Genomic DNA, 18,189 nt, shown 5'->3' on the forward strand with positions numbered 1-18,189 from the left:
ACGCCAACACACACCGAGCGTCACATTGGGGATCGTCTACGTGACGAGATGCAAGCGCGTGGCATGTCTGTATCGGAGGTCGCGACGCTATTCGGCGTTAAAGCACCGTCTGTGTACGACTGGCTGAACTTTGGGCGCATTGCGAAAAAACACATTCCTCAGCTTGTCGAGGTCTTCGGACATACTGCAGATTGGTGGATCACAGGCGAAGAAAGTGCCAAAGGCAACGCGTCCCCTGGTTTTCCACCAAGGCTGATACGTTTGGCAAAAGTGCTTGAAGGTCGCTCCGACGAAGAAATTGATAGGATAGCTCGCGCGCTTGAGTTGCTAATTCCGCCTGTAGAGTCGCGAGAGAAAACACGTCTTACCGGCCGAAGATTCATTGTCGATGACGCTAATTTGGGCATAAGAGAGGAACCAGCGCATCAGCGCAAAGCCTAGTTTGGGCACGCATGTTTGTCGTCTTACGATGTTAAGAGTTAAGTCAAATCTTGGCAGCCGTACCAGGGGATAGCTCGTGTGCTACAGCGTGATGTCACCCTAGCCCTCTTTGATAGCCTGTCCATCAAAAGGAAAGCAGGATGCACGAGGCCATGCTTCTCAAGCGTTCCGATTCCCAACCGCGCAGTAATGCAATCTACGTTGCTCCACACGCAGCATGACTGTCCATTACTTTCCCGGATGTGAGCCAGACGAAGTCTGCCCTTCCCGCGCGACGCTTACAAAAGTTGCGCCTGGGCGTACAGTGCTGGACTTGCATGGTGCATGGCAGTACGATCTCATCGACGCAGCCGAAGCTTTTGCAAAAGCACAAATCGTTCTTCTTCGAAATATCAAGAATCAAAGGCAGCCATCGGTCACGCCCGACGCCTAAAGAATTAGGCAATGCCTTGCAAAATTATTAGGCTTGGCCTATGATTCACCCATCGCCAACGATTTGATCGGTGAGGTCATGTTCACGCCCCAACTTCATCAGCAGTTTCCGTACATTCCCACAGCGTGTCGGCACGCGCGACAGCAGCTCACAAGCAACGTTAAGCGTCTTTAGGCACCAACATTGTTGGCGAATACACAGCGCCATTCACTGAACACAACAAGTACCTGGGCTTCAAGCGGAGCGATACAAAATTAGTAGTGCATATTGTATAGCGTTGATTAACCACTGTTCCTTCAATGCGCAGCACTTACCAATAGGTAAAGGAGGCAGCTATGACCCTTTATGCAGATGTAGACCAGCTTCGTGACTACCACTACGCCCGCGAAAAGGCAGAAATGGATGACCGCGCAGATGCCGAGGCGGAGCGTGACGAACTCATTGCGTCCATCGCCAAAGAGAAGTTCGCACGTAAGGTCAGCAGGCTGACGTATGACGATATCGTCGGCGGTATGCACAGCGCAATGCAGTCGAAGCACGGCGAAGCGCTGCGCGCCACATGGTTAGTGAGCGACGCTCAATTTGGCGCGATGGTCAAGAACATCGTGTTGGACGCGATGCGCGAGGATGCAGAAACAGAAGCTATCTGCGACGTCGGAAAATTAGAAACGGAGCGCTGAGATGCACAAGACCAGGACTTGCACCGAAAACAAGCGCCTTACCGGCCTAAACGATGCCAAGGACATCACCCCGCCGCTGTGGGATCGGATTCTTCTTCGGTCCGGAATGTCGGATAGAGCCGTCGCGCTCGCATGCTTTGCAATCACGCTAGGCGTATTGATTGTTGTGAATCTCGACAGGTAACAGCGTGCGCCTCATGCCGTTTGAGCAAAAAGGTTACTTCTTCAGAAGAACGATCTGATTAGGAGGGACGTCGTGCTAGCAACCGTCACACCGAGCATCCATTTAAGGAGCAACGCTTCGCCTCTGGCTTCCGCAAACCTTTTATCAAGTTCACCCTTGACTTCCGCGAATCTTTTATCAAGTTCGCCTCTAAATTCCGCGAATCTTTTATCAAGTTCGCCCCTAACTTCCGCGAATCTTTTATCAAGCTCGCCCCTAACTTCCGCGGATCCCTTGTCCACCTTGGCATCCAAGCGCATTTCGAGTTCACGCAGATCAGCCTTGGTCGCCAACGCGTCGAAATTGGCTTCAAAGATATCCGCAAACACCTCGGCCTCCGCTTCAGCCTGCGCGGGCGGCACGCCGGCGGTCTTGAGCCGGTTGGCAAATTTCAGTGTGTCGAAGGCGATGGCGGCCATGGCGAAATGTCAGAAAACGAGCTAGATACCACACAGCATAGCACAAATCTGTCCCCTTCCTTGTGGCGTCCGGAGACGCACGGGCATCCCGAACCCTGTCGTCTTTGACATGAGAAACACATGATCACTGATCACGGCCCCGACTACCGGCAGCAACAAGAGTTACAAGAATTTCTTCAATGGCACGAATCGCAAGGAGTCAAAGATGAGCATCGCAACGCTGATTCTCGGTCAGAGCGGAACCGGAAAGTCCACCTCCCTCTGCAAGATGGACCCGGCACACACCCTCTTGATCCAGACTATCCGTAAGCCGCTGCCTTTTCGTGCAGCAGGATGGGCTTATCACACGAAGGACAAGGCGGGCAACATCCTCGTATCGGATCAATCCCAAAAGATTATCACGATCATGCAGCATACCAGACGCAAGGTCATTGTGCTGGACGACTTCCAGTACATGCTTGCCAACGAATTCATGCGCCGCAGCGACGAACGGGGATTTGACAAGTTCACCGAGATTGGCCGCCACGCATGGGATGTACTCTGCGCTGCCGGCATGCTGCCCGATGACGTGCGCGTTTATGTGCTCAGCCATACCGAAGAAGATCAGTCAGGCACCACGAAGATCAAGACGATCGGAAAGATGTTAGACGAGAAGATCACAATCGAAGGGATGTTCACCATCGTTCTGCGCACCGACGTAACCGATGGCGAATACACCTTCACCACACGTAACAACGGACGCGACACCGTTAAAAGTCCGATGGGATTGTTCGAATCCGAGCGCATTCCGAATGACCTGTCAGCGGTCGATCACGCCATCACCGCCTTCTACGAACTGAACGAAACCGCCTGAACGGAAACACATCATGTATGCACTAGACACAAACGTAGCACGTCAAGCCGATGAACGCATCGTACGTATCACTGACATTGGAAAGTATGTTGGGATATTCACCCGCGCAGAAGATGTAACGAGCGCCAAAGGCACCTGTGGCATCGACTTTGCATTCGAGACACCAGAACGCTTGAGCGCAAATTTCACGCTTTGGACCATGAAAGCACAAGGCGAACCACTGTTCGGCTTCAAGCAGTTACAAGCGCTGATGGCGTGCCTGCATATCAAAAGCATCACTCCCTCTCACGCCACCGTGAAGAAGTGGGACCGGGAAACGAACAGCGTTCAGGAGTTTGACACCGAGGTGTTCAAGGATCTCATGAACAAGCAAGTAGGCATTTTGTTTGAAACTGAGGACTATCTAAAAAAGGACGGAAGCATCGGAACCAAAGTCGTGCCCGCCGCCTTTTTTGAGGCCTCAAGCGGATTGATGGCTGGAGAAATCCTCGACAAAAAGGTTGAGCCGACGCAACTCTCGAAGATGATCCAGGCGCTTCGCCATCGTCCGTTGAAGCGCGTTGTGGGGCAAGCTTCTCAGCCGGGCGGCCCTATACCTGACGCTAATAGTTCGTCGGGCATGGATGACGACATTCCCTTTTGAGGAGTTAGCGTGAGTGACCTGACCTTATACCAAATTGCCAGTGAGTATCGACAAGCGGCCGATAGGCTGGTGGAACTCGATCTCGATGAGCAAACCGTAGCAGACACGCTTGAATCAATCAGCGGGGATTTAATCACCAAAGCTCAAAACGTTGCGTTCGTGATTCGCAACCTCGAAGCTTCGGCGGAGCAGATTCAAACCGCGATTGAACAAATGCAAACGCGTGCGCGAACCTATGCAGAACGTGCGGAGCGAATCAGAGCATATCTGCTGCAAAACATGCTAATGAGCGGCGTGCAAAAGCTCGAATGCCCGTACTTCAAGCTTGCCGTGCGTGAGAACCCTGCCAAGGTCGTCATCGATGACGAGCGCCAGGTTCCAATGGCGTACATGACAGATCCGCCACCTCCACCGCCAAAGCCAGACAAGAAGTTGATCGCACGAGCAATCAAAGATGGGGGCGACGTGCCGGGCTGTCGGATCGAATACAGCCAGCGCCTCGAAATCAAGCCTTAACGCAGATGTCTCATGCTTTGGTGAAACAACCGTCCGTCTACCCAAGGAGAATTGGCACCATGAACAACCCAAACGGTGAAGGCATGACCATTATCAAGAAATTCAAACTTATCGATGATCAATTTATTAAAGAGTTTGGTGTAAGGCTCTTCCGCATCCGCGCACTTGTCTCGTTCGCAGGCGTCAGCGCTGGTGATATCGGCGGTTACGTGGAGAAAGAAGAGAACCTTTCGCAAGCAAACAACGCGTGGGTGTTTGGCAATGCACGGGTATCCGGCAACGCACAGGTATTCGGCTACGCACGGGTGTCCGGCAACGCGCAGGTATTCGACTACGCACGGGTGTCTGGCAACGCATGGGTGTCTGGCAACGCGCGGGTGTCCGGTGACGCTCTAGTGTCCGGCGACGCGCGGGTGTTCGACAACGCACAAGTATTCGGCTACGTACGGGTGTCTGGCAACGCGCAGGTATTCGACTACGCACGGGTATCCGGCTACGTGTGGGTGTCCAGCAACGCTTGGGTATCCGACTACGTACAAATGTGCGGCAACGTGCAGGTGTCCGGCGACGCACGATTGTCCGGCAACGCGCGAGTGCACTGACCCTCCAAGGAGAATCGATACCGTGAACAACCCGAACGGTGAAGGCATGACCATTGTCAAGAAATTCGAACTTATCAATGATCAATTTATTGAAGAGTCTGGCGTGAAACTCTTGCGCATTCGTGTGCTTATCTCGTTCGCATGTGTCTGCGGGCGCTATCTGACAAACCACTTCTCGCCCGGCTGGAGGAAACAAAAAAAGGCAGTGGGCGATAAAAAACCTGGCATGGGTTGGAGAAAAAGCGTGATATGAAAAACAGCAATGCCATCCACATCCCCCAAACCCTGCCAAGACCCATGTTTCTCACACAGGACGAACTGGTCGAATTGACCGGTCGCAGCAAGCGTTCCGCACAGGAAACAACCCTGCGCATGATGGGCATCGAACACAAGGTTCGAGCAGACGGACGCCTCATCGTGTCGCGCCTTCACGTCGAACAAATCCTCGGCGTCGCATGTGTCACGCTCCGCGACGACCGTGATATTGATGCGAACTGGAGCGCTGCGTAATGCCTAAACCAAGGAACAAAGAAAACAAAGGACTTCCAAAGCGCTGGCGATTTTTGCACGGTGCATATTATTACCGTGTACCCACGGGGCACGAAGCTGCTTGGGATGGTAAGCAGTCTTTCCAGCTTGGCAAGACATTACCCGAAGCCTATCGTACATGGGCGGAACGCATCAAGCACATTGACGATGCCAGAACGATCGGCGATCTGCTTGAGCGCTACGCGCTCCAAGTCGTGCCTACAAAAAAGGTCACCACGCAGACAAACAATGCTGTCGCGCTGAAGCGGCTACGCGCGGTGTTGGGCAACGTGCCCCTCGCATCGCTGAAACCAAGGCACGTCTATCAATACCTCGATAAGCGGATAGCAAAAGTCGCTGCCCGGCGCGAAGTCGCAGTGCTGTCGCACGCGTACACGAAAGCCGTTGAGTGGGGCTATCTTGATCGGCACCCGTTCAAGGGCGAAGTGCGTCTCAAAGGCGAAAAGCCACGTGACCGGTACATTGAAGACTGGGAAATCATCGAGTGCCTGTCGCTGCCTGCGCGCCGGAAATCAGGAAGCGTTCGTGCGATCCAGGCGTATATCCGAATCAAGCTTCTTACCGGCCTGCGACGCGGCGACCTGTTGCGTATTACGGAATCCAGTCTCAAGGAAGATGGCATTCATGTGACACCCGGCAAGACCAAAAGCTCCACCGGAAAGCAGCTAATCATTGAGTGGTCCGATGAGCTACGTGCTGCGGTTGCCGCAGCCAAGGCCGCGCGTCCGGTCCATGTTGCACCGTGGCTCTTCTGCACAGGCCGGGGCGCGTGCTATTACAACGAAGAAAACGGACTCGCCAGGGGATGGGACGGGATGTGGCACAACTTTATGAACAAGGTCCTCAGGGTCACAAAAATCAAAGAGCGATTCACTGAACATGACCTGCGCGCGAAGTGCGCCAGTGATGCACAGACGTTAGAGCACGCCCGCCGCTTGTTAGCACACGCTGACGGCAAGGTTACAGAACGGATTTATCGCCGCAAACCTGAGCGCGTCAGACCGCTACGATAATCAATCTATGGCACACGGCCTATTCTATGGCACAAGGCATCTAATCCGGAATGGCTGAAAGCCTTGCCGGGTGTGCCATTGGCGGATATCGCCAATATAGCCAGAAAGCATATAATACTTGCTTGCCTAAGCCAAAGTCAGAATTGACAACGCAGCTTGAACATGAACACATCCTCTAAAGCTACTGGGCCAGGTGATGGCGATGCCGGTCGGGACGCCGACGCGCTGGCGCGCATGGACACCGACGCGTTTACCGCGCTTCACGCTGAACGAGGCGCTTATATGGTGCTCGACCAGTTCAGCGTGATAGACGTGCACGGTGACGACGCAGCCAGTTTCCTGCACGGCCAACTGACCAACGATATTCAAACGCTAGAAGCAGGCAGTGTGCGGCTAGCCGGCTTCTGCTCGTCCAAAGGGCGGCTGCTCGCCACCCTGCTGGTCTGGCGTGCTGGCGACGCAGTGCGCATGCTGGTTTCCGCAGACCTGGCCGTGCCGCTTCAAAAGCGATTGTCGATGTTCGTGCTGCGCGCCAAGGCGCGGCTGATCAACGCTACCGACGGTCTCGCCGTGGTCGGCTTTGCCGGCGACGTCCGTGCCGCGCTATCGCAGTACTTCGAGGCGTTGCCCGACGGTGTACACGTAAAGATTGATACGGCCTGCGGGGAGTTGATCCGCGTGCCGGATGCGAACGGCGCGCCACGTTTCCTATGGGTCGGGCCGAGGGCCGCGGTCGACGCGAAGTTTGCCGCACTGGATGCGACGCATCGCGCGCGACGGGCCGATCCCGCACTGTGGGACTGGCTTGACATCCGCGCGGGCGAGCCGCGTGTGAATGCCGCGACGAGCGAGCAGTTCGTGCCGCAGATGATAAATTTCGAACTAGTCGGTGGCGTCAACTTCCGCAAGGGCTGCTATCCGGGGCAGGAAGTGGTCGCCCGTTCTCAGTATCGCGGCACGATCAAGCGCCGCACGGTGCTGGCACACGCCGCGCAGGCGCACGCCGGCGTCGAGGTGTTTCATTCGGAGGACCCTAGCCAGCCGTGCGGGATGGTAGTCAATGCCGCTGCGGCTCCCGAAGGCGGTGTCGATTGCCTGGTCCAGCTTAAGCTTGGCGCACTCGATACCGGCTCGATCCACGTCGGCTCTCCGCACGGCCCAACGCTGGCGTTTTTACCGCTGCCGTACCCGCTGCCGACGCAAGCGCCTTGAGCGGTCCGACGCAGAGGCAAACGGACTGCGATCCGCGTCAGGCGCCAATGAGACGCCAACTGCGTGCGCGCCCACGCCGTATCCGTGCCTGGCGCGCGCTTAGACCAGCTTAACCAGCTGCTTGCCAAAATTGCGGCCTTTGAATAAGCCGATAAAGGCATCCACCGCACTGTCCAGGCCTTCTGCGATGCTTTCGCGATAGTGTAAGCATTGGGCGGCCACCCATTCGCCAAGTTCGCGCAGCGCCTGCGGCCATACGTCGAGGTGCTCCGAGACGATGAAGTCCTGCACGCACAGCCGCTGCGTGACGATCAGCGCCGGATGCTTGAGCGGCGCGGACTCGCCGTTGTAGCCCGCGATCATCCCGCATAGCGCGATGCGGCCGAATGGATTCATCCGCGTAAGCGTTGCGTCGAACACCACGCCGCCAACGTTTTCAAAGCAGCCATCGACACCATCCGGCGTCGCGCGTTGCAAGTCCTGGTACCAATCGGCTGCCTTATAGTCAATGCACGCATCGAAGCCGAGCGTCTCGACGACGTAGCGGCACTTGTCTGCGCCTCCTGCGATGCCGACCGCGCGCGCCGCTCAGCTTGGCCAACTGGCCGAGGACACTGCCGACCGCAACACTGGCCGCGCTGACCACTACTGTGCTGCCCGGCCGGGGCGCAATGATCCGGTTCAGCCCGTACCAGGCGGTGACGCCCGGCATGCCGACCGGGCCGAGATAGGCGGACAATGGCACGCGCGTGTCGTCGATCTTTTCCATGTCAGTGCCATCTGACGTGCCATATTCCTGCCAGCCAAACTTCGCCAGCCCCTTGTCATCGACGTGCCATTGCGGATGGGTCGATTCCACGACCTCACCGACCGTGCCGCCGAGCATGACTTGCTCCAACGGCTGCGGCGGCGCATACGATTTCGCGTCGCTCCTGCGGCCGCGCATGTACGGATCGAGGGACGGGTAATGATTGCGGACGCGAACCTGGCCAGGCGCGAGTGGCTCCAGCGGCATTTGCACGAGCCGGAAATTGTCGTGCGACGGCTCTGCGGCCGGACGCGACACTAGCCAAATCTGGTGATTCACTGCTGCTTGATTCGATGCACTCATATCTCCGTCCTGGGGGTGAACGTCAGTCGTGCGTCGGCGCCTGGTCGGCGTCCGGCACAGCCGGTTGCGGTACCACCCGCTGGTGGGTGATCTCGCGACCTACGGCTAATGCGCTCAGGTACTTGAACGTGCCCAGCGCCTTGGCGACGAAGCGTCCGTCGCTATCATGCACCTCACCCTCACAATAAGCCATTGTCGCGGAGCGGTGCAGCACCCGCGCCCGGGCCCGAAGTTCGCCGCGTCCGGGTTGCATGAAGTTGGTCTTCATCTCGACGGTGACCACGCCCGCGCCGCTACTCAACGAGCGCGCGGCCAGTGCCAGGCCCACGTCGAGCAGCGTCATCGTCACGCCGCCGTGCGCGACGTCCCATGTATTCAGGTGCAACGCCGTGAGTGGCAGCACCACCTCGCTGTGCCCGTGCGCCGCATGGACGAGCCGTACGCCCAGATGGTCGACGAATGGACTGCTCAGCGCTTGCACTGCGGCCGGCGGTGTATCGTTCGCCACGGGCGCGGTATTAGGCTTCATAGTCGATGCACTGCCGCGCGTCGCGTACACTCGCAACAAACGCCTTGATTTTCTCGTGCTCGGGATGGACTGCATAGGCCTCAAGCGCGGCCTTGTCATCGAACTCGGACACGAGCACCACGTCATAGGTCGCCTCGAGCCCCGGCGTCGCGATGCCGACCTCGAAGCGGCGCATGCCGGACACGATGTTTCGACAGCCTTCAAGCATCGCTTTCAGTCGGACTGCGTTCGTTGCGCGATCCGCACCTTCGGCTTGCTCCTTCAATTTCCACATGACAATATGTTTCAGCACATCTGCCTCCTTGGCCGCTGATCCGACAATTTGAACTTGCATTGCATCGCGACGCGGCGATCATCGCGTCGCGGGGTGAACCAGCAAGCCCGCCATTTTGCCTCTGATCGGCGATTCTGTCGCATGCCGCCATGCGGCGGCCGCGTGGCAGCCATCGTGCATGGGCGGCCCGTCGATGCGTTGGAACACAATCTTGACATCGCTGAAATGCCGCACTGCATGCGCGATCAACGACGAGACCCACAACGAATTATCCGCTACCTGAACTAACTACCCTTCATCTAGCGAGTAAAGGTGCGCATCGTGTCGTCTTCTGATGCATTTCGGTCCATCAGTACAATCGTGGACTACGGCATTGCCATGCTCACACGGCTCGCTAAGGATCGGCAAGCCAACGACAGACGATTTACAATAGAAGCTGATACGACACCGGAGCGCTCATGGCGTTTTCCCAAAGCGACACCGTTGTTCACAAACAGCCGGCATTCGCGGGCGCAATCGATCCGAATCGGCCCGGCGCGTTCTCCCAGCTTGGCACGCAGTTCCTCACGCGGCAAAGCGCCGCGCCGTTGCCCGATCCGTATGTGGTCGCTGTTTCCACCGACCTCGCGCATGAACTCGGCCTGAGTGCCGCAGCACTGACCGACCCCGCATTCGCTGACTACTTCTGCGGTAATCTGACGCGATACCTGGAGCACGCGGCGTTGCCCTTCGCCAGCGTGTATTCCGGCCACCAGTTCGGCGTCTGGGCCGGCCAACTCGGCGACGGACGCGCGTTGACGCTCGGCGAGACCGAGCATCGCGGACAGCCCCAGGAAATACAGATTAAGGGCGGTGGCCGGACCCCCTACTCACGCATGGGCGATGGTCGGGCGGTGCTGCGCTCTTCGATCCGCGAATTCCTGTGCTCGGAGGCGATGCACTTTCTCGGCGTTCCGACCACGCGCGCGTTGTGTGTGATCGGCTCAGACGCACCAGTCTATCGCGAGACGGTGGAAACGGCGGCAGTCACGACGCGTGTCGCGCCCACATTCATTCGGTTTGGCCATTTCGAGCACTTCTATTCGACTGGGCAAGTGGAAGCGTTGCGTCGGCTCGCAGACCATGTGATCGAGCATGCATTCCCGTTCTGCCGCGATGTGCAGGATCCCTACCTCGCATTGCTGGCGGCCGTCTGCGAGCGCACGGCCGCGTTGATAGCGCATTGGCAAGCCGTGGGTTTCTGCCATGGCGTAATGAATACGGACAACATGTCGATCATTGGACTAACGATTGACTATGGGCCGTTCGGCTTCATCGACGGCTTCGACGCAAACCATATCTGCAACCACTCCGACACGTCTGGGCGATATGCGTACCAGCAACAGCCGCACGTGGGCCGCTGGAATTTGATGTGTCTGGCGCAGGCGCTCTTGCCACTGATCGGCGCGCACCGGGGCACGGCCGGGGATGAGCGTGCGATCGTGGATGCACGCGATGCGCTGCAGGAATACCAAGCCCACTTCGGCCCAGCACTGGAGGCACGTTTCCGTGCCAAACTTGGACTGACCACGGCCGAACCGGACGATGTCGCATTGATTAATCGTCTGTTGGCGCTTATGCACGCGAATCACGCCGACTTCACATTGACCTTTCGGCGCATGGCCGGTGTGCGCCGGCACGATGCTTCCGGTGACGCACCCGTGCGGGACTTGTTCGTCGATCGTGCTGCGTTCGATGCATGGGCAGCCGCTTATCGACAGCGGCTGAAAACCGAGCCCGCAGACGATGCGACGCGTCGCGCGGCGATGAACCGCGTCAATCCGAAATACGTTCTACGCAACCATTTGGCTGAACAGGCGGTCCGCGCAGCGAACGAAAAGGATTTCACCGAAATTGCGCGGCTATTGCAGGTCTTGTCGCACCCGTTCGACGAGCAACTCGAGTATGAAGCCTACGCGGCCCTGCCGCCGGATTGGGCCGCGTCGCTTTCGGTGAGTTGTTCGTCCTGAGCGGCTGCCGTGTGATGCACACGACCATCGCTACGGCAGCCGCACGGGTGACGGCGGCACGATTCGCATGGTCGTCGCCAACAAGTGTGTCCACACTCGTTCATTAGCAGGAGGCATTCCATCATGGCTGATATCCGCAACCCTTCCGGTCCGACAGACCCGGCGCACCCGGTCTCGTGTAGCGCGGCGGCAGGCGAGCCGCTCGCGGCGGCGGCACAACATACGGTGCGCAAGTCCGATGCCGAGTGGCGCGAGCAACTCGCGCCGATGGCTTTCGAGGTCACCCGCCGCGCGGCGACCGAGCGCCCGTTTACCGGCGCGTACTGGGATCACTGGGAACGCGGCGTCTATCATTGCGTTTGCTGTGGCACGCCGCTGTTCGAATCGTCGACGAAGTTCGATGCAGGCTGCGGCTGGCCCAGCTACTTCAAGCCAATCCATGGCGAGGTCATTATCGAGAAGACGGACCGCTCGCATGGCATGCTGCGCATCGAGGTGCGCTGCAACGTGTGCGACGCGCACCTCGGGCACGTGTTCAACGATGGCCCCGCGCCGACCGGGTTGCGCTATTGCATCAACTCGGCTGCGTTACAATTCGATCCCAGCTAAACCGATGCCCGTTTGCCAGATCCCGCCACCATGAAACTCCTGTTTGACCTGCTGCCCATCGCGCTTTTTTTCGTTGCATTCAAAGTTTGGAACATCTATGTCGCAACCGGCGTGGCGATCGCCGCCGTGCTAGTGCAGGTCACGTGGTCGGCGTTTCGCCATCGGCGCGTCGATCCGATGCTGTGGGTGAGCCTGGCGATCGTTGTCGTATTTGGCGGCGCGACCCTGGTGCTGCATAACGACACGTTTATCAAGTGGAAACCGACCGTGCTGTACTGGGCATTTTCGCTGGCGATGCTGTTTTCGCAATTTGTGCTGCGCAAGAATCTGATTCAGAAAGCAGTGAGCGCGCAAATCAAACTGCCCTCGCCGATCTGGGACCAACTCAACGTCGCCTGGGCGCTGTTCTTCGCGGCACTGGGCACCGCCAACTTGTTTGTCGCGTACCGGTTCTCGACCGATACCTGGGTCGACTTCAAGCTGTTTGGCACGACTGGCGCGATGCTCGTGTTCATCGTCGCGCAGAGTCTGTGGCTCGCCCGGCACATGAAGGAAGAATAAGCTGATGACCGATGTATTCTTGACCGCCTCGGCCGAGCAGCGCATCGCGCTGATCCGCGCGCGCCTAGGCGCCGCCCTGTCGCCGCTTACACTGGAGATCCGCGACGACAGCGCACAACATGCCGGACACGCCGGCGCGGTTGCCGGCGGTCACTATACAGTGACCGTCGTTTCGGCCGCGTTCGACGGCCATACCCGGGTGGCGCGGCACCGGCTAGTGTATGATGCGCTCTCTGATGCGATGCAGCGCGGTATCCACGCGCTGTCGATCAATGCATACACGCCAGAAGAATTCCATTCGTCTCCCCGTTAGGACGTTCTGATGATCTTGAGAAAAGCCCGCTTGTGGGCAGCGCTCGCAGGTTGCGTAGCGGCACCCGCATTTGCCCAGAACATTGCCGTAGTTAATGGCACACCAATACCGAAGGCGCACGCCGACGCGCTGGTCAAGGAGCTGACGCGCCAAGGGCAACAGGACTCGCCGCAGCTGCAGGTGATGGTCCGCGAGGAACTGGTCAATCGCGAGTTGCTGATGAAGGAAGCGCTGCGGCGCGGCATCGCGAACCGGCCCGACGTGAAGGCGCAGATTGCGCTGGCCGACCAGAGCGTCGTGATCCGCGCGCTGATTGAGGATTTCCTGAAGAACAACAAGCCGAGCGACGACGAAATCAAGGCGCGCTATGAGCAGTTGATCAAGCAGGCCGGTGGTAACGAGCTGCACTTGCATCACATCCTGGTGCCGGACGAGCAGCAGGCGAAGGATCTAATCGCCAAAATCAAGGCGGGTGCAAGCTTCGAGGAGCTTGCGAAGCAATATTCGAAGGATCCGGGCTCGGCCAAGAACGGTGGAGATTTAGACTGGGCGAACCCGCAAAGCTATGTTCCCGAGTTCGCGGACGCAGCGGGTAAGCTGAAAAAGGGCGAAGTGACGCCGGCCCCCGTCCATACGCAGTTTGGCTGGCATATTATCCGGCTCGACGACTCGCGGGCGATCCAGCCGCCCCCGCTGGACCAGGTCAAGACGCAAGTGGCGCAGCAACTGACACAGGAAAAGCTGCAGCAATTCAACGCCGAACTACGCCAGCACGCGAAGATTCAGTAGTATGAGTGAGGTTGCCGCCACCCTCATACTGGGTGGTGGCGCGTCCCAGCTTACCAATGGCCGCCCAGCAGGCGGCCATTGGCTTATCCAACGATTGGCTTATCCAACGCCGCGATAAAGGTGGCCGGCACGATGCGCGTCCAATCAACCGATCCAGCGCCGCGCATTACGGTACAGCCGCAGCCACGGGCTTGCCTCGCCCCACTCTTGCGGATGCCAGCTCATTTGCACGGTTCGGTGTACGCGCTCGGTGTGCGGCATGAGGACGGTAAAACGACCGTCCGGCGTAGTCACCGACGTAATGCCTTGCGGCGAGCCGTTCGGGTTGAACGGGTAACGCTCGGTTATCACGCCGTGATGGTCAATATAGCGCATCGCGACCTGTACGCTCGACAGATCTCCTTGTTGCGAAAAGTCCGCATAGCCTTCGCCGTGCGCCACAGCGACAGGCAGGCGGGAGCCCTCGAGTCCGGCGAAGAAAATCGAAGGCGATTTTTCGATTTGCACAAACGAAAAGCGTGCCTCGAACTTCTCGGAGCGGTTGCGCACGAAACGCGGCCATGCTTGCGCGCCAGGAATCATCGACGCGAGGCTGCTCATCATCTGGCAGCCATTGCAGATGCCGAGCGCAAACGTATCGGGACGCGCAAAGAACGCGGCAAACATGTCCGACAAGCGTGCATTGAAGCGAATCGTCTTCGCCCAGCCCTCGCCGGCGCCCAGTACGTCGCCGTATGAGAACCCGCCGCACGCTACCGCACCGGCAAATTGCGCCAGATCGGCGCGCCCCTCGATCAGATCGCTCATATGCACGTCGTGCGCGTCGAAGCCGGCGCGGTGGAACGCGTAAGCAGTTTCCAGATGCGAGTTCACCCCTTGTTCGCGCAAGATGGCCACGCGTGGCCGCTTGCCACTCGAGATGAACGGCGCCGCGACGTCCTCTTGCGGGTCGAACGTCAGGTGCGGCACGATGCCCGGATCCGACGCATCGCTCAACGCCTCATACTCGGCGTCCGCGCACGCGGGATTGTCGCGCAGCCGCGAAATGCGCCAACTGACTTCGCTCCAGATTCGGTGCAGTTCGGTACGGGGCGCCTCGTAGATCTTCTTCGCGTCGCGATAGATCTCAATCACGTCGCGCTCGTTCAACTTGCCAATCACGTGGCTCGCGCCCGATAGACCGAATTCGCGCAGCGTCGCCAGCACGCCATCGCGCTCGACGGCGCGCACCTGCAGCACCGCGCCTAGCTCTTCGCAGAACAACGCGCGCAGCGTCAGGTCGTCGCGGCGTCCGGCTGTCTGGCGCGCCCAGTCCTTTGCATCACCATAGTCGAACTCGTGTCCCTGCTCGAGCGTGAGCATATCCACGTTCAATGACACGCCGACATGACCAGCAAAAGCCATCTCCGCCACCGTCGCAAATAGGCCGCCATCGGAGCGGTCGTGATACGCGAGCAGCCGGCCGTCGCGGTTGAGCAACTGAATCGCGTCGAAGAAGCGCTTCAAGTCCGGTGCATCGTCCACGTCCGGCACACTGTCGCCGACCTGCTGCGTGACCTGTGCGAGGATGCTGCCGCCGAGACGGTTGCGCCCGCGACCCAGATCAATCAGGATTAGCACCGAGTCGCCGACATCGGCCACGTTGCGCAACTGCGGCGTCAGATGGCTGCGTACGTCCTCCACGGGCGCGAATGCGGAAACGATCAGCGACACCGGCGCGACGACCTCCTTGTCGACGCCGTCCTCGCGCCACTGCGTGCGCATTGACAACGAGTCCTTGCCGACCGGAATGTCGATGCCCAGCGCCGGGCACAACTCCATGCCAATCGCCTTGACGGTGTCGAACAACGCGGCGTCCTCGCCGGCACTGCCGCATGCGGCCATCCAGTTCGCCGACAGTTTTAGACGATCCAGCGACGCAATTGGCGCGGCAGCAATGTTCGTGATCGCTTCGCCGACAGCCATACGTCCCGAGGCCGGTGCATCGATCACCGCGAGCGGCGTGCGCTCTGCCATGGTCATCGCTTCGCCACGGAACCCGGCATAGTCCATCGCGGTAATCGCACAGTCGGCCACCGGCACCTGCCAAGGGCCGACCATCTGGTCGCGCACGGACAGGCCGCCAACCGTGCGGTCGCCGATCGTGATCAGAAAGGACTTGCTGGCGACAGTCGGATGCCTCAGTACCTGCGCGGCCACGTCCGACAGGCTCAAGCCGGTGACCTCCACCGGCGCAAACGTGCGATGCACGCGCGTGACGTCGCGATGCATCCGCGGCGCCTTGCCGAGCAGCACGTCCATTGGCATGTCAACCGGCATGCGCGCCGGGTCGGCGGCATCGGCCACAGCATCGTCGATCAATTGCAACTGACGTTCGTCAGTCGCAACACCGACCACCGCCATCGGGCAGCGTTCACGCCGGCAGATCGCCTCGAACGCGGGCAGACCATCGGCCGCAATCGCGAGCACGTACCGCTCCTGCGCCTCGTTCGACCAGATCTCGCGCGGCGACAACCCGCTCTCCTCGAGCGGCACGCGTCGCAATTCGAAGCGAGCTCCCTTGCCGGCACCGTCGACGATTTCCGGAAACGCATTGGACAAGCCGCCCGCGCCGACGTCGTGAATCGACAGGATCGGATTGTCGTCCCCGCGTTGCCAGCACGCGTTAATGACTTCCTGCGCGCGGCGCTGGATCTCCGGGTTGCCTCGCTGCACCGAATCGAAATCGAGTTCGGCGGTGTTGGCCCCGGTGGCCATTGAACTGGCTGCGCCACCGCCCATGCCGATGCGCATGCCGGGACCGCCGATCTGCACCAGCAGCGCGCCGGCCGGTACGTCGTGCTTGTGCGTATGCGCGTGCGAGATATTGCCGATGCCGCCAGCGATCATGATCGGCTTGTGATAGCCGCGTACGCGCCCGCCGATGTTCTGCTCGTAGACGCGGAAATAACCGCCCAGATTGGGTCGGCCGAACTCATTGTTGAACGCGGCGCCGCCGATCGGCCCATCGATCATGATCTGCAGCGGCGACGCAATGCGCTCGGGCCGGCCATAGCGGCCGGCGGCGTCATCGGGACAACGCTCGGCGAGCGGCTGCGCGGCGTCGCGCGCGTTTTCCCATGTCTCGATGGCGTCCGGCAACTCCAGATTGGACACCGAGAAGCCGGTCAGCCCGGCCTTGGGCCGCGCGCCGCGTCCGGTCGCACCCTCGTCGCGAATCTCGCCGCCGGCGCCCGTCGCCGCCCCCGGGAACGGCGAAATCGCCGTCGGGTGGTTATGCGTCTCGACTTTCATCAGCGTGTGCGTCAGCGCCTCCATTGGCGCATAGCGCTGCGTGTCGCCGCTGGCGAACCAGCGCTGTGCGAGGCCACCCTCCATCACCGCAGCGTTGTCCGAATACGCGACGATCGTGCGTTGGCCGCTGAGCCGGTGCGTATTCTTGATCATCTGGAATAGCGACATGTCCTGCGATTGGCCGTCGATCGTCCACTGCGCGTTGAAGATCTTGTGCCGGCAATGCTCGCTGTTGGCCTGCGCGAACATCATCAGTTCCACGTCCGTTGGGTTGCGCGCGAGCTTCGTGAACGCGTCGACTAGATAGTCAATCTCGTCGTTGGCAAGCGCGAGTCCGAGTTCGGCATTGGCCGCCGCCAGCGCGGCCCGTCCCTGACCGATCACGTCCACCGACTGCAGCGGCTTGCCGGGCAGCGTGTCGAACAGCTGGCACGCCTCGTCACGGGTGGCCACCACGCTTTCGGTCATCCGATCATGCAGCACCGCTGCGACCTGGGCCCGCGCCGCGCCGCTCAACGTCTTTTTCGTGCCGAGCAGCCCGGACAGGCCGCTCTTGAGCGTCACCGCGTACTCAATGCCGCGCTCGATGCGGTGCACGTTGTCCAGCCCGCAGTGCCGGGCGATATCGGTGGCCTTCGACGCCCATGGCGAAATCGTGCCAAGCCGCGGAATCACCAAGAAGGTTTCGCCGCCATCATCAGCCGGCGCCGGCTCGCCGTACTCGAGCAACGCGGCGAGCCGCGCCGTGTCGGCATCGCCGAGCCCAGCAGACGCATAAACGAAATGAACGTAGCGCGCACGCACGCCGACCACGGCCGGTTCGATGGCCTGCAGTGTTTGCAAGAGGCGGTTCTGACGGAAATCGGACAGTGCCGAAGCGCCGGGGAAGCACGAGAAGTGAGCCATGGGGCGTTGCATCGAAGGTTGCTGATCGTCTTGTCGACCAAAGCACGCTGCGCGGTATGCCGGGCGGCATGGCGCCACGCGCTGGGGGAAACCGCAATTATACCGCGCTGCGCCCGCCGACCGCGACAGCGCTCGCGGCCGGCAGCGCCAATGCTATGATTGCGCGCCTTCGCGCGGTGCGCCGGCCCCGCCAGCGCACGGATCCACGCG

19 protein-coding genes and 1 pseudogene are annotated in these 18,189 nt (G+C 59.7%); 15 read left to right on the forward strand and 5 right to left on the reverse strand.

Annotated elements, in window-relative coordinates:
* Positions 1 to 63 precede the first annotated feature (63 nt).
* Entirely contained in the window at positions 64 to 441 is a 378-nt protein-coding gene (locus tag B0B13_RS06915) for a hypothetical protein (protein ID WP_139337353.1), read from the forward strand.
* 768 nt (positions 442 to 1,209) lie between these two features.
* Positions 1,210 to 1,554: a hypothetical protein gene (locus B0B13_RS06920; RefSeq protein ID WP_076795279.1), complete on the forward strand. Its 345-nt coding sequence runs from the start codon at positions 1,210 to 1,212 to the stop codon at positions 1,552 to 1,554.
* Between the two features lie 225 nt (positions 1,555 to 1,779).
* On the opposite strand, the gene B0B13_RS06930 is transcribed toward B0B13_RS06920, so the two are convergent.
* Entirely contained in the window at positions 1,780 to 2,196 is a 417-nt protein-coding gene (locus tag B0B13_RS06930; protein WP_076795281.1) for a CCDC90 family protein, read from the reverse strand.
* A 205-nt stretch (positions 2,197 to 2,401) separates the two neighbouring features.
* Here B0B13_RS06930 and B0B13_RS06935 point away from each other — a divergent pair, with 205 nt between their 5' ends.
* From B0B13_RS06935 to ygfZ, 8 genes are all read left to right on the forward strand, one after another.
* Positions 2,402 to 3,049 carry an AAA family ATPase gene (locus B0B13_RS06935; RefSeq protein ID WP_076795284.1) on the forward strand — a complete coding sequence of 216 codons (648 nt, stop codon included), beginning with the start codon at positions 2,402 to 2,404 and terminating at the stop codon, positions 3,047 to 3,049.
* Positions 3,050 to 3,062: 13 nt separating this feature from the next.
* On the forward strand, positions 3,063 to 3,692 hold the full coding sequence (locus B0B13_RS06940) for a hypothetical protein (RefSeq protein WP_076795286.1): 630 nt from the start codon (positions 3,063 to 3,065) through the stop codon (positions 3,690 to 3,692).
* 9 nt (positions 3,693 to 3,701) lie between these two features.
* Complete coding sequence (locus B0B13_RS06945; protein ID WP_076795289.1) at positions 3,702 to 4,208, forward strand: siphovirus Gp157 family protein; 507 nt, start codon at positions 3,702 to 3,704, stop codon at positions 4,206 to 4,208.
* A 59-nt stretch (positions 4,209 to 4,267) separates the two neighbouring features.
* A complete protein-coding gene (locus B0B13_RS06950; protein WP_076795292.1) occupies positions 4,268 to 4,810 on the forward strand; it encodes an LbetaH domain-containing protein in 543 nt (180 codons plus the stop codon).
* Between the two features lie 22 nt (positions 4,811 to 4,832).
* A complete protein-coding gene (locus tag B0B13_RS06955; RefSeq protein ID WP_139337354.1) occupies positions 4,833 to 5,063 on the forward strand; it encodes a hypothetical protein in 231 nt (76 codons plus the stop codon).
* Entirely contained in the window at positions 5,060 to 5,320 is a 261-nt protein-coding gene (locus B0B13_RS06960) for a DUF4224 domain-containing protein (RefSeq protein ID WP_237573825.1), read from the forward strand. Before B0B13_RS06955 ends, B0B13_RS06960 begins: the two co-directional genes overlap by 4 nt.
* Positions 5,320 to 6,372 (forward strand): site-specific integrase, encoded by a 1,053-nt coding sequence (locus tag B0B13_RS06965; protein WP_170872402.1) that lies wholly within the window; start codon positions 5,320 to 5,322, stop codon positions 6,370 to 6,372. Before B0B13_RS06960 ends, B0B13_RS06965 begins: the two co-directional genes overlap by 1 nt.
* 234 nt (positions 6,373 to 6,606) lie before the next feature.
* On the forward strand, positions 6,607 to 7,584 hold the full coding sequence (ygfZ, locus tag B0B13_RS06970) for a CAF17-like 4Fe-4S cluster assembly/insertion protein YgfZ (RefSeq protein WP_237573831.1): 978 nt from the start codon (positions 6,607 to 6,609) through the stop codon (positions 7,582 to 7,584).
* A 99-nt stretch (positions 7,585 to 7,683) separates the two neighbouring features.
* Here the strand turns inward: ygfZ and B0B13_RS06975 are convergent.
* The 3 genes and pseudogenes from B0B13_RS06975 to B0B13_RS06985 form a co-directional block, all read right to left on the reverse strand.
* Positions 7,684 to 8,695 (reverse strand): annotated as a pseudogene (locus B0B13_RS06975) (NADP-dependent oxidoreductase).
* A gap of 22 nt (positions 8,696 to 8,717) precedes the next feature.
* Positions 8,718 to 9,224: a PaaI family thioesterase gene (locus tag B0B13_RS06980; protein ID WP_083703672.1), complete on the reverse strand. Its 507-nt coding sequence runs from the start codon at positions 9,222 to 9,224 to the stop codon at positions 8,718 to 8,720.
* On the reverse strand, positions 9,214 to 9,516 hold the full coding sequence (locus tag B0B13_RS06985; protein WP_076787874.1) for a Dabb family protein: 303 nt from the start codon (positions 9,514 to 9,516) through the stop codon (positions 9,214 to 9,216). The genes B0B13_RS06980 and B0B13_RS06985 overlap by 11 nt, the downstream gene beginning before the upstream one ends.
* Before the next feature lie 440 nt (positions 9,517 to 9,956).
* On the opposite strand from B0B13_RS06985, the gene B0B13_RS06990 reads away from it, so the two are divergent.
* The 5 genes from B0B13_RS06990 (at position 9,957) to B0B13_RS07010 (ending at position 13,779) form a co-directional block, all read left to right on the forward strand.
* Entirely contained in the window at positions 9,957 to 11,507 is a 1,551-nt protein-coding gene (locus B0B13_RS06990) for a protein adenylyltransferase SelO (RefSeq protein ID WP_076787055.1), read from the forward strand.
* Between the two features lie 267 nt (positions 11,508 to 11,774).
* Positions 11,775 to 12,116: a peptide-methionine (R)-S-oxide reductase MsrB gene (msrB, locus tag B0B13_RS06995; RefSeq protein WP_235090470.1), complete on the forward strand. Its 342-nt coding sequence runs from the start codon at positions 11,775 to 11,777 to the stop codon at positions 12,114 to 12,116.
* A 30-nt stretch (positions 12,117 to 12,146) separates the two neighbouring features.
* Entirely contained in the window at positions 12,147 to 12,677 is a 531-nt protein-coding gene (locus B0B13_RS07000; protein WP_076787053.1) for a septation protein A, read from the forward strand.
* Between the two features lie 4 nt (positions 12,678 to 12,681).
* Positions 12,682 to 12,990, forward strand: coding sequence for a BolA family protein (locus B0B13_RS07005; RefSeq protein ID WP_076787051.1), 309 nt, complete (start codon positions 12,682 to 12,684; stop codon positions 12,988 to 12,990).
* A gap of 9 nt (positions 12,991 to 12,999) precedes the next feature.
* On the forward strand, positions 13,000 to 13,779 hold the full coding sequence (locus tag B0B13_RS07010) for a peptidylprolyl isomerase (RefSeq protein WP_076787049.1): 780 nt from the start codon (positions 13,000 to 13,002) through the stop codon (positions 13,777 to 13,779).
* Between the two features lie 144 nt (positions 13,780 to 13,923).
* Here B0B13_RS07010 and purL read toward each other — a convergent pair whose 3' ends face one another.
* The gene (gene purL, locus B0B13_RS07015; protein ID WP_076795297.1) at positions 13,924 to 17,979 is read right to left on the reverse strand and encodes a phosphoribosylformylglycinamidine synthase; all 4,056 of its coding nucleotides are present in this window, start codon (positions 17,977 to 17,979) and stop codon (positions 13,924 to 13,926) included.
* Positions 17,980 to 18,189 lie beyond the last annotated feature (210 nt).

The organism is Burkholderia sp. b14 (assembly GCF_900156195.1).
Lineage (GTDB): Bacteria > Pseudomonadota > Gammaproteobacteria > Burkholderiales > Burkholderiaceae > Mycetohabitans.

Coding starts and splice junctions, on each gene's coding strand:
- B0B13_RS06915 (WP_139337353.1), top strand. CDS start 64: ATGTCTGTATCGGAGGTCGCGACGCTATTCGGCGTTAAAGCACCGTCT.
- B0B13_RS06920 (WP_076795279.1), top strand. CDS start 1,210: ATGACCCTTTATGCAGATGTAGACCAGCTTCGTGACTACCACTACGCC.
- B0B13_RS06930 (WP_076795281.1), bottom strand. CDS start 2,196: ATGGCCGCCATCGCCTTCGACACACTGAAATTTGCCAACCGGCTCAAG.
- B0B13_RS06935 (WP_076795284.1), top strand. CDS start 2,402: ATGAGCATCGCAACGCTGATTCTCGGTCAGAGCGGAACCGGAAAGTCC.
- B0B13_RS06940 (WP_076795286.1), top strand. CDS start 3,063: ATGTATGCACTAGACACAAACGTAGCACGTCAAGCCGATGAACGCATC.
- B0B13_RS06950 (WP_076795292.1), top strand. CDS start 4,268: ATGAACAACCCAAACGGTGAAGGCATGACCATTATCAAGAAATTCAAA.
- B0B13_RS06960 (WP_237573825.1), top strand. CDS start 5,060: ATGAAAAACAGCAATGCCATCCACATCCCCCAAACCCTGCCAAGACCC.
- B0B13_RS06965 (WP_170872402.1), top strand. CDS start 5,320: ATGCCTAAACCAAGGAACAAAGAAAACAAAGGACTTCCAAAGCGCTGG.
- ygfZ (WP_237573831.1), top strand. CDS start 6,607: ATGGACACCGACGCGTTTACCGCGCTTCACGCTGAACGAGGCGCTTAT.
- B0B13_RS06980 (WP_083703672.1), bottom strand. CDS start 9,224: ATGAAGCCTAATACCGCGCCCGTGGCGAACGATACACCGCCGGCCGCA.
- B0B13_RS06990 (WP_076787055.1), top strand. CDS start 9,957: ATGGCGTTTTCCCAAAGCGACACCGTTGTTCACAAACAGCCGGCATTC.
- msrB (WP_235090470.1), top strand. CDS start 11,775: ATGGCTTTCGAGGTCACCCGCCGCGCGGCGACCGAGCGCCCGTTTACC.
- B0B13_RS07000 (WP_076787053.1), top strand. CDS start 12,147: ATGAAACTCCTGTTTGACCTGCTGCCCATCGCGCTTTTTTTCGTTGCA.
- B0B13_RS07005 (WP_076787051.1), top strand. CDS start 12,682: ATGACCGATGTATTCTTGACCGCCTCGGCCGAGCAGCGCATCGCGCTG.
- B0B13_RS07010 (WP_076787049.1), top strand. CDS start 13,000: ATGATCTTGAGAAAAGCCCGCTTGTGGGCAGCGCTCGCAGGTTGCGTA.
- purL (WP_076795297.1), bottom strand. CDS start 17,979: ATGGCTCACTTCTCGTGCTTCCCCGGCGCTTCGGCACTGTCCGATTTC.